Annotated in this window: 8 protein-coding genes; 4 read left to right on the top strand and 4 right to left on the bottom strand. The window is 66.8% G+C overall.

Annotated features, from left to right (window positions below; genetic code table 11):
- Positions 1 to 197: hypothetical protein (locus tag ACFXN1_RS50675; protein ID WP_379444552.1), on the bottom strand; the 197-nt coding region annotated here is incomplete at its 3' end.
- Between the two features lie 316 nt (positions 198 to 513).
- Positions 514 to 780, bottom strand: a complete 267-nt coding sequence (locus tag ACFXN1_RS50670) for a cupin domain-containing protein (protein ID WP_379444524.1) — start codon at positions 778 to 780, stop codon at positions 514 to 516.
- A 155-nt stretch (positions 781 to 935) separates the two neighbouring features.
- On the opposite strand from ACFXN1_RS50670, the gene ACFXN1_RS50665 reads away from it, so the two are divergent.
- Together ACFXN1_RS50665 and rox are read left to right on the top strand one after the other, a co-directional pair.
- Positions 936 to 1,748 carry an alpha/beta fold hydrolase gene (locus ACFXN1_RS50665; protein WP_379444525.1) on the top strand — a complete coding sequence of 271 codons (813 nt, stop codon included), beginning with the start codon at positions 936 to 938 and terminating at the stop codon, positions 1,746 to 1,748.
- A gap of 150 nt (positions 1,749 to 1,898) precedes the next feature.
- Positions 1,899 to 3,326, top strand: a complete 1,428-nt coding sequence (gene rox / locus ACFXN1_RS50660; RefSeq protein ID WP_379444526.1) for a rifampin monooxygenase — start codon at positions 1,899 to 1,901, stop codon at positions 3,324 to 3,326.
- A gap of 30 nt (positions 3,327 to 3,356) precedes the next feature.
- Here rox and ACFXN1_RS50655 read toward each other — a convergent pair whose 3' ends face one another.
- Both ACFXN1_RS50655 and ACFXN1_RS50650 read right to left on the bottom strand, forming a co-directional pair.
- On the bottom strand, positions 3,357 to 4,019 hold the full coding sequence (locus ACFXN1_RS50655) for a GntR family transcriptional regulator (RefSeq protein WP_379444528.1): 663 nt from the start codon (positions 4,017 to 4,019) through the stop codon (positions 3,357 to 3,359).
- A 119-nt stretch (positions 4,020 to 4,138) separates the two neighbouring features.
- Positions 4,139 to 5,500: an MFS transporter gene (locus tag ACFXN1_RS50650; RefSeq protein WP_379444529.1), complete on the bottom strand. Its 1,362-nt coding sequence runs from the start codon at positions 5,498 to 5,500 to the stop codon at positions 4,139 to 4,141.
- A 170-nt stretch (positions 5,501 to 5,670) separates the two neighbouring features.
- Between ACFXN1_RS50650 and ACFXN1_RS50645 the strand changes: the two genes are divergently transcribed.
- Both ACFXN1_RS50645 and ACFXN1_RS50640 read left to right on the top strand, forming a co-directional pair.
- The gene (locus ACFXN1_RS50645; protein WP_379379794.1) at positions 5,671 to 6,582 is read left to right on the top strand and encodes a dihydrodipicolinate synthase family protein; all 912 of its coding nucleotides are present in this window, start codon (positions 5,671 to 5,673) and stop codon (positions 6,580 to 6,582) included.
- 42 nt (positions 6,583 to 6,624) lie between these two features.
- Positions 6,625 to 6,970, top strand: a 346-nt coding sequence (locus ACFXN1_RS50640; RefSeq protein WP_379464119.1) for an aldehyde dehydrogenase family protein, incomplete at its 3' end; no start/stop codon positions are given.

The raw sequence follows: 6,970 nt of genomic DNA, 5'->3' as shown, positions 1-6,970 counted from the left end.
TGCAGCGCCAGCCGGGTCTTGCCCACGCCGCCCATCCCGGCCAGCGTCACCAGCCTCGACACGGTCAGCAGGTGCTTGAGCTCGGTCAGCTCGGCGCGCCTGTTGACGAAGCTGGTCAACTCGGGCAGCACGTTGCCGCCGCGTCCTATGGTTCGCGACGAGGTTCCGACCGCACGCAACTCCTCCGCTACCGTCATGCTCACGTCACGGCGGGTGTGGTTCGCGGCGTCGTCGATCATCGGCCGCGCGCAATCCTCTCGGTATTGCTGTGAGCACCGGACATGATCAACTCACCTTTCGACGGTGCCCAGCCTATCGCCCATGACGAGCGGACATCCAGCTATTCGACGGTTGGGGCACGGCTATCCACGGGTGCCTCCGCGCCGGCCGCGAACACCGGGAAGCAATCCCATGGCGTCGATATCCGAGGTCCTCACCACCGACGTCGGCATGGCCGTGTTCCGCACAACGGCCCTGAACGTCCGCTGTTGGCTCGAGAAGATCCGTTGGCGGTCAACGGTTCTCGTGCTGGTCGGCACGCACATGCGCGCGCATTCCTTGGAGGCCGAACAGAATCAGCAGTTCGACCGTTCCGCCGTCGGCGCTGCCCAGCCAGTGCGGCAACGAGGTGTCGAACTCTGCGGCTTCGCCGGGCGGCAGTGTCAGGTCGCGTTCGCCGACCACCAGCCGGAGGCGACCGTTGAGCACGTACAGCCATTCGAAGCCGTCGTGCGTCTGCGGTGTCGGTTCGAGCGGTTCCGGCTGGGCGGGGATGACCATTTTGAACGCCTGTATGCCACCCGGTCGCCGGGACAGCGGCACGAAGGTCATCCCGGACCGCCGGATCGGCTTCAGGTGGATCTGTCGCCACCCAGGGCGACCCCGCGTTCGAGAGCACCTTCCGGCACGAGTTCGCCGACGTCGATGGTGTCCGTATGCACTATGTGACCGGTGGCAGCGGCTCGCCGGTGGTGCTGATCCATGGTTGGCCGCAGACCTGGTACGGCTGGTGGCCGATCATGCCGGCACTCGCCGAAGGCCATACCGTCTACGCCGTCGACCTCCCCGGGCTGGGCGACAGCACCGGCTCACCGACCGGCTACGACAAGGCCACCCTGGCCCGGTATGTGCACGCCCTCATGGCCGATCGGCTCGGAGTGCGGGATGCCCGCGTTGTCGGGCACGACTTCGGCGCCGCGGTGGCCTTCGAGTACGCCGCCCAGTACCCCGCCGACACCGCGCGCCTCGGCTACCTCGACCTACCGCTACCCGGGCCCGCGATCGACGCGCCGACCTACCGCTCATTGAGCTGGCACATCGCCTTTCACGCCCAGCGGCGAGTCCCCGAAACGGTCGTCGGCGACCACGTCCGCGAGTACCTGGCCCTGTTCTACCCGCAGGTCTCCTTCGGCGGCACGGCATTCGGTGGCACCTCGGACCGATCGCCCTTCACCGACGCCGAAATCGACGAGTACGCAAGAACATACAGTCGGCCCGAGAAACTGGCAGGCGGCTTCGACCTCTACCGCGCCCTGGACAAAGACGTGCGCGACACCGTGGCAGCAACACCAACTCCCGTCCCGACCCTCCTCATGACCGCTCAGGGCCAACTCGACGCGATCCGCGCCACCGTCGCGCCCCGCATAACCAACATCGTGCGCGCGGTCGACGTGCCACACGCAGGACACTGGCTCGTCGAGGAGAACCCCCAGTTCGTCGCGGCGGAACTACAGCACTTCCTCTCCTGACAACCTCACGACACACTCCCCTCCCAGTTCGACATAAATCGATTGCGGCAAGATCCGGGGTGCCGCACAATAGGCGGCCGATACCAGGACCTGCGGAAATGCTGAACCAGCGGCGACTGGGTGGGAGAGAACCAGGCGAATGGGTGGTTCATGTTCGATGTGATCATTGCCGGGTGCGGGCCGACCGGTGCGATGCTGGCCGCCGAACTGCGACTGCACGATGTGCGGGTACTCGTGCTGGAGAAGGAACCCGAGCCCGTATCGTTCGTGCGCATAGTCGGTCTGCATATTCGCAGTATCGAGCTGATGGCGATGCGCGGACTGCTGGATCGCATTCTCGAACGCGGAAGACCGCGTCCGGTCGGCGGTATCTTCGCCGCCATCCCCAAACCCGCTCCCGAGGGACTGGACTCCGCACACGCCTATCTGCTGGGCATCCCGCAGCCGGTCGTCAATCATCTACTCGAAGAACATGCGATCGCACTGGGTGCGCAGGTCCGGAGCGGTTGTGCGGTGGCCGGTTTCGAGCAGGACGACGAAGGTGTGACCGTCGAGCTGGCCGACGGGGAGCGGCTGCGGTCGCGTTACCTCGTCGGCTGTGACGGCGCGCGCAGTACGGTGCGCAAACTGCTCGGCGTCGGCTTCCCCGGCGAGCCCGCACGGACCGAGACGCTGATGGGCGAGATGGAAGTGGGTGTGCCGCAAGAGGAAATCGCCGCCAAGGTCACCGAAATCCGCGAGACCAATAAGGTATTCAGTCTCGGGCCCTTCGGCGAAGGGATCTATCGCGTCGTCGTCCCGACCAAGGGAGTCAGCGAGGATCGCGCGGAACCACCCACCCTCGAGGATTTCAAACAAGGGTTGCGTGACATCGCCGGAACCGATTTCGGCGTGCACTCCCCGCGCTGGTTGTCCCGCTTCGGGGATGCCACCCGGCTGGCCGAACGCTATCGGGTCGGTCGGGTGCTGCTGGCCGGCGATGCGGCGCACATCCATCCGCCCACCGGCGGTCAGGGCCTCAACCTGGGCGTTCAGGACGCGTTCAACCTCGGCTGGAAACTGGCCGCAGAGATCCGCGGCTGGGCGCCGGAAACATTGCTGGACACCTACCAGACCGAACGTCATCCGGTCGCCGAAGACGTACTGGACAACACCCGCGCCCAGATGGAACTGCTGTCCACCGAACCGGGCCCGCAGGCCATGCGCAGGCTGCTCACCGAACTGATGGACTTCGACGAGGTGAACCGCCATCTGACCGAGAAGATCACCGCGATCGACATCCGCTACGACTTCGGCGACGGCCCCGACCTGCTCGGCCGCCGGCTGCGCGATATCGACCTGAAACAGGGCCGCCTCTACGACCGACTACATCGGGGCCGCGGCCTGGTACTCGACCGCACCGAACGCCTGACCGTCGAGGGCTGGTCGGACCGAGTCGACCTCATCGCGGATCCCACTGCGGCACTGGATCTTCCGGCCATCCTGCTCCGCCCCGACGGCCACATCGCCTGGATCGGCGAGAACCAGCAGGACCTGAACGACCACCTCGCCCGCTGGTTCGGCAAGCCCACCAACTGATTTCGGCCGAGCGGCCGAAAGCCCGGTCGGCTACTCCTGGGGCTTCGCCCAGCGGCCGCGGGCCTGCTGGATGTGATCGCGCAGGAAGTGTTCGACGGCGTCCTGATCGCGGGATTCGAGTAGGTCGACGATGGTGAGATGCTCGCGGGCGACGTCGACCAGTTCGCCTTTCTGGGCCAGGGAGGCGAGGCCGAACAGGCGGGTGTGGTCCCGCAGGTCGGAGACCAGGTCGTTGAGGCGCGGGTTGTCGGCGTAGCCGAGCAGGGTCAGATGGAAGATCTGGTCGGCCGCCGTGTATTCCACCAGGTCTCCACTTTCGGCGCCTTCGACGATCTTCTCGGCGAGCGCGCGCAGGTGCGGTATATCCGATTCGGGAATCAGCGGGGTGACCTCCCGGACCACCGGCGGTTCCAGCAGCAGCCGGATACGGGTGATGTCGTCGAGGTCCTTCTCGGCCACCTCGGTGACCCGGAATCCCTTGTTGGGCACAATCGAGATGAGGTTCTCCCGGGCCAGATCCTGCATGGCCTCGCGGACCGGGGTGGCCGACACTCCGAACCGCGCGCCCAGCGTGGGTGCGGAATACACCACGCCGGGCTCCATTTCACCGGCGATGATGGCCGCGCGCAGTGCCCGCGAGACCTTCTCGCGCAGGCTGACCTTCTCCACCTGGGTGAACTGGTCGATACTCACGTGGTCGGCTCCCCTGCCCGTGATCGATGGATTCGATCGGTTCACGACATTCTATGCCATGTCACGTGGCATAGCCGTCGCCGCCCGCGACACCCGGCCCGCGGTCGGCGCAGGCGTCCTCATCGCGCGGCCTCGGCATCGACCGACCGCAGCGACTTGCCGGCGGTCTCCTTCGCCGGCCCGACCGCCAGCACCGAGATCGCCGCGGCCACAATCAGATACAGCGAGATCGGCACCGAGCTGTGGAAGCGGTCGAACAGGCTGATGGCGATCAGCGGGGCCAGCGATCCGGCCAGAATCGGCGCGACCTGATAGCAGAACGACAGGGCCGTATATCGCACATGCGTCGGGAACATCTCGGTCATGAGCGCGGAATACGGTGCGTAGGTGAGGGATTCGACGGCCAGACCGAGGGTGATGGCCACGATGATGACGGCGTAGTTCCCGGTGTCCATCATCGGGAAGGCCAGAAAGCCCCAGCCGGCGGTGAGCACGGCCCCGGTGAGATAGACCGGCCGCCGCCCGATCACATCCGACAGCAGGCCCGCCGCCGGAATCATGAAGAAGTGCAACAGGTGCGCCACCAGCATGAGCGCCAGGATCGGCGCGGTGTCCACGTGCACGGCGAGTTTGAGGTAAGTGATCGAGAAGGTCACCACGAGGTAGTAGAGAATGTTCTCTGCGAAGCGCGCGCCGATGCCGATCAGCACCTGTCGCCAGTGATGGCGCAGTACTTCGACAATGCCGAGCGCGTGGCGTCGGTCGGCGTCCAACCGCTGCTGCGCCTCGCGGAAGATCGGTGCGTCGTCGACGCTGGAGCGCACCCAGTAGCCGATCAGCACGACCACGGCCGACAGCCAGAAGCCGATCCGCCAGCCCCACGAAAGAAACTGCGCGTCGGACAGATTCGCCGACAGCACCAGCATGACCACGGTCGCCAGGACATTGCCCAGCGGCACGCCCGACTGCGGCCAACTCGCCCAGAACCCACGCCGATGGTCGGGGCTGTGCTCGCTGACCAGCAGCACCGCCCCGCCCCATTCGCCGCCGAACGCGAAGCCCTGGATCAGGCGCAGGGTCACCAGCAGCACCGGGGCCCAGTAGCCGATGGCGGCGAAGGTGGGCAGGCAGCCCATCAGGAAGGTGGTGATGCCCACCACGACCAGGCTCAGCTGCAGCAATGCCTTGCGTCCGACGCGATCTCCGAAGTGCCCGAACAGGATTCCGCCGAAGGGCCGGGCCAGGAACCCGACGGCGTAGAGCGCGAAGGCGGCGATGATCCCGTCGACGGCATTGCCGCTGGAGCGGAAGAACACCTCCCCGAAGACCAGCGCGGATGCGGTGCCGTAGAGGAAGAATTCGTACCACTCGGCGACCGCGCCGACCATGGCCGCGGCCACGATCCGGCGCAGTGCGGTCGGTGGGGTAGTCGTGCCCGGATCGGATTGCCGTGCCGTCGCGGAGTCGTCAACTGCGGTCATGCGCCACCTTCACCTGTGATGTGTGACATTGCACCATAGGGTGGTGACCCCGATCACGCAAGTGATTGACCGGGTATGACTCCATCGCTTACGGTCAGTGCAATGTCACACGTCACATGGTGACAGGCGGCCGGGCGCTCTCCCCGGACTCTCACCCGATGGAGGCTCACATGTCCGAAACCACCACGTCGCCGGCGAACAAGCCCTGGCACGGGGTGATCGTCGCGACCACCCTGCCGTTCACCGAGGATCTCTCGGTCGACTACGACGCCTACGCCGAGCACGTACGGTGGCTGGCGGCCAACGGCTGCCACGGCGTGAGCCCCAACGGCTCGCTCGGGGAGTACCAGACCCTCGACGACACCGAACGCGCCCGGGTGGTAACCACCGCCATCGAGGCCGCGCCGCAAGGCTTCACGGTCATGCCCGGCATCGCCGCCTACGGCGCGCTGCAAGCGCGTAAATGGGCCGAGCAGGCCGCCGAGGCCGGCGCCCAGTGCGTCATGCTGTTGCCGCCCAACATCTATCGGGGCAATCGGGAGGTCGTCCTCGATCACTATCGGACGGTGGCTGCGGTCGGTCTACCCGTCGTGGCCTACAACAATCCGATCGACACCCGCATCGACCTCACCCCGGACCTGCTGGCCGAACTGCACGCCGAGGGGCTGATCGTCGGCGTCAAGGAGTTCACCGGCGATGTCCGGCGTTTCTACGAAATCAAGGAACTGGCACCGGAACTCGACGTGCTGATCGGCTCCGACGACGTGGTGCTGGAACTGGGCATCGCGGGCGCGGTCGGCTGGGTGGCCGGCTATCCCAACGCCATTCCGCAGGTGACCGTGGAGCTGTACAACGCGGCGGTCAACCGCGATCTGGACAAGGCCCTGCCGCTGTACCGGGAGCTGCATCCGCTGCTGCGCTGGGACTCCAAAACCGAATTCGTCCACGCCATCAAGCTGTCGATGGACCTGGCCGGGCGACCCGGCGGCGCGTGCCGGCCGCCGCGGATTCCGCTCGCCCCCGGGCTGACCGCCCAGATCACCGCCGACACCGCGGCGGTGCTGGCCAAGGGTTACCGGTAATCCACAGGCGAACAGGCGAATTCGGGAAACGAGGACAACACGATGATCGACACGACAGCCGGATCGATCGCCGACACCACGGCGGCCGAGGTCGACGCCACGGTCGCCGCCGCGGCCGCGGCCGCCCCGGCGTGGGCGGCGCTGGGTGCGGCCGGTCGCGCTCGGGCGCTGACCGACCTCGCCGACCGGCTCGACGCCCGCGCCGCGGAGCTGATCGCCATGGCACGGAACGAAACCCGGTTGAGCGAGGCGCGGCTGACCGGCGAGTTGCGGCGCACCACGTTTCAGCTGCGCCTGTTCGCCGAGACCGTGCGCGACGGCGGCTACCTCGACGTGCGCATCGACACCGCCGACAACGAGTGGCCGATGGGTGCGCCGCGCCCGGATC

Source organism: Nocardia sp. NPDC059154, assembly GCF_042755705.1.
Lineage (GTDB): Bacteria > Actinomycetota > Actinomycetes > Mycobacteriales > Mycobacteriaceae > Nocardia.
Note: the sequence above shows the minus strand (reverse complement) of the source record. Positions and strands in the feature narration are given on the sequence as shown.

Excerpts from the sequence above, each read along its gene's own strand:
- ACFXN1_RS50665 (WP_379444525.1), top strand. The coding sequence starts at position 936 with ATGCACTATGTGACCGGTGGCAGCGGCTCGCCGGTGGTGCTGATCCAT.
- ACFXN1_RS50645 (WP_379379794.1), top strand. The coding sequence starts at position 5,671 with ATGTCCGAAACCACCACGTCGCCGGCGAACAAGCCCTGGCACGGGGTG.
- ACFXN1_RS50650 (WP_379444529.1), bottom strand. The coding sequence starts at position 5,500 with ATGACCGCAGTTGACGACTCCGCGACGGCACGGCAATCCGATCCGGGC.
- ACFXN1_RS50670 (WP_379444524.1), bottom strand. The coding sequence starts at position 780 with ATGGTCATCCCCGCCCAGCCGGAACCGCTCGAACCGACACCGCAGACG.
- rox (WP_379444526.1), top strand. The coding sequence starts at position 1,899 with ATGTTCGATGTGATCATTGCCGGGTGCGGGCCGACCGGTGCGATGCTG.